2 protein-coding genes are annotated in these 2590 nt (G+C 55.5%); both read left to right on the top strand.

The genetic code is table 11. The features are described 5' to 3' along the window. The first annotated feature begins 96 nt into the window (after nt 1–96). Nucleotides 97–453 carry a BlaI/MecI/CopY family transcriptional regulator gene (locus JX325_RS15040; RefSeq protein ID WP_204791881.1) on the top strand — a complete coding sequence of 119 codons (357 nt, stop codon included), beginning with the start codon at nt 97–99 and terminating at the stop codon, nt 451–453. 8 nt (nt 454–461) lie between these two features. Continuing rightward, nucleotides 462–2267, top strand: a complete 1806-nt coding sequence (locus tag JX325_RS15035) for a M56 family metallopeptidase (RefSeq protein WP_204791880.1) — start codon at nt 462–464, stop codon at nt 2265–2267. The last annotated feature ends 323 nt before the right edge of the window (nt 2268–2590 follow it).

The following is a 2590-nucleotide window of genomic DNA, read 5'->3' as shown; positions in this document are numbered from 1 at the left end:
CTTTTATCTTGACTATAAATATAGTCATTGACTAGCGGCGGCTATTGTGTTAAACTCCCTCTTGACTATGGCCATAGTCAAGAAGGAGTTATTATTATGTCGACAAAACTAACAGATGCCGAATTGAAGGTTATGGACGTATTATGGGAAGAAGGTGAGTTATCCGCAGTCGAACTGGCAAAAAAAATGAACGCCCGTATTGGCTGGGCGCGTAATACCACATACACGGTTGCCAAGAAGCTGGTTGAGAAGGGTGCGGTAAAACGGCGTGACCCCTTTATCTGCCGGGCAGCCGTATCCAGGAAATCCGTTCAGCGGGAGGAGGCCACGGAGCTGATCGACAAGCTCTTTGACGGCTCTGCGGAGCTGTTCCTGTCGGCTTACGTCAGCGGGAAAAAGCTGTCCAGCGACGAGATCGACGGCCTGCGGCGGATCGTGGAAAAGCTGAAATGAGGGTGTCCATGGATATTGTTCAAATGAGCGTGCAGGCGGGAGTGCTGATTGCGGTCATCGTGATCGTCCGCGCCATCACGCTGTACCGGCTGCCTAAAGCCAGCTTCCTGGCCCTGTGGGGGATCGTTGTCGCAAGGCTGCTGATTCCGTTTTCCCTCACATCGAGGTGGAGCGTTTACAACCTGTTTGCCGGGCTTTTGAGACATGCGGACACGGCGGTTCCCGCCGGTAGCTTTATGGTGGTCTGGGGCGATCAGATTCCGGCATCCCCTGGCGCCGCCGCAGGGCCGTCTGCCGCCGCGCCGGTGATCTCTCCGCTGACGGCCCTTTGGATCGGCGGCGCGGCGGTACTCGCCTTGGTATTCGTCGTCCTGCTGGCGAAGAACTACCGGGCGCTCAGGGCCGCTGTTCCTGTGGAAGACCACGCCGTTATCACGAAATGGTGGGAGGAGTACCGGCTGTTCCGGCCTCTGGCAATCGTCCGGTCTGACAAGGTGGACTCCCCGGCCTCCATCGGCATCCTGCGGCCGCGGATCATCTTTCCGCAGAAGATGGATCTGGACAATGAGCAACTGATTCGCTATATCCTTGTCCATGAATACATCCACATCCGCCGCTTTGATACGCTGTGGAAGCTGCTGGCTCTGTGCGCGGTGTGCGTCCACTGGTTCAACCCTTTGGTCTGGGTAATGCTGGTTCTTCTCAACCGCGACCTGGAGCTGTCCTGCGATGAAATGGTTCTGCGGCATTTCGGCGGGACAGAGCGGGCGTCCTACGCCCATTCGCTGATTGACATGGCGGAGCGGGGACGTCCCTTCTCCTTCATGCACAGCTACTTTAGTAAGAACGCCGCAGAAGAAAGGATTATCGCTATTATGAAATACAAGAAAACATCGCTGCTGGCCGTCGTGCTTGCCCTTGTCCTGACCATCGGCATGGCGACCGGATTTACGACGGGAGCCGTGGCGAAGGACAACGATTCCGCTCTGCCGGACGGTCAGACGCAGACATCCCAGCGCAGCAACGAGGAGACCGGGCCGCAGGATACCAGCAGTGCCTTGAGCGGCCTGGGGTCGGTGAACCGTGGGGATGAACGCAAGTTCACCCCGGAGGAATGGGCCGAGATTCTGAAAAAGGTCGAGGCCGGAGAGATCCTGTTCTTTGAGACAGCGGAGGAGGAGCGGGCGTTTTGGGAGAATGAGGACAACGCCGCCCTCAAGGAATCTCTGCTCTCAAAGGGCAGCATCGACATGAAAACGTTTAATGTGGCAACTGATAATGGCAAGGAAATTCCCATAGATGTGGGCACTGAAATTGATGGAATAATAGTGGCTGAGAACAACGCGCGGATTGTGGATTTAGCCGACGGTGCAACCGTTTCCCTTGTATCAAAGGGAGATTGCCCGTTCGCGCTGGTGGATAACACCCTCTACAAAATTGCGAACAGCAACGAGGCCAGCGTCAAAACAGTGAAAGCCAGCGATGGCGCAACGTATAAATGGCTCAGTTCCGAGGGAGACGCCTATACAGATCTTGCTCCCGGCACCGAGATGCCGATTGGAATGGTGACCTTGGGCAAGGACCAGAGCATCGTTGTGTCCCTGAGCTGCGAGGACTCTTCCGATTGCTCCGTGATCGAGGTGGGCCTTAAAAAAGAAAATTCCAGCGAGAAGCTGGTCATCAAGGAAGCGGGCGGTGATTTCGATGGCCTGTCTATGGAGCGAATCGTTGAGGAGAGCGGCGAGTATGTTCTGTATGTGAAGAATACAGGGAAAACCAGTGCTGGCTTTTCCATCAGCTACCTCATTCGATAAAGGAAGCAAAGTCCCGCCGGCCCCGCCCGCTTGGTGGAGCCATTTATAGGAGATAAGCTCAAAAGCGCCGCCTGTGTCATAGACATGGGCGGCGTTTTTTCCGAAATGATTTGAAGAGTTTGCCCACCGCCAAAACCGCCCAGCGCGGGAGGACGGCGCAGACGGGAGCGCGGCACAAGGGTAACGGGCTTGCGGGGCAAGGCCGGGAGGGGGTACACTTCTCCCGGTCTCGTTGGGCGTTATTGCGCCGCTGTTTTGTTGAATGCTATATTGTCCAGACTTGATATAATTTCCTTTAATTCAGTGGCCGTAATTATTGCTTC

The sequence above is a fragment of the Oscillibacter sp. CU971 genome, assembly GCF_905219725.1.
GTDB lineage: Bacteria > Bacillota > Clostridia > Oscillospirales > Oscillospiraceae > Oscillibacter.
Note: the sequence above shows the minus strand (reverse complement) of the source record. Positions and strands in the feature narration are given on the sequence as shown.

Excerpts from the sequence above, each read along its gene's own strand:
- JX325_RS15035 (WP_204791880.1), top strand. The coding sequence starts at position 462 with ATGGATATTGTTCAAATGAGCGTGCAGGCGGGAGTGCTGATTGCGGTC.
- JX325_RS15040 (WP_204791881.1), top strand. The coding sequence starts at position 97 with ATGTCGACAAAACTAACAGATGCCGAATTGAAGGTTATGGACGTATTA.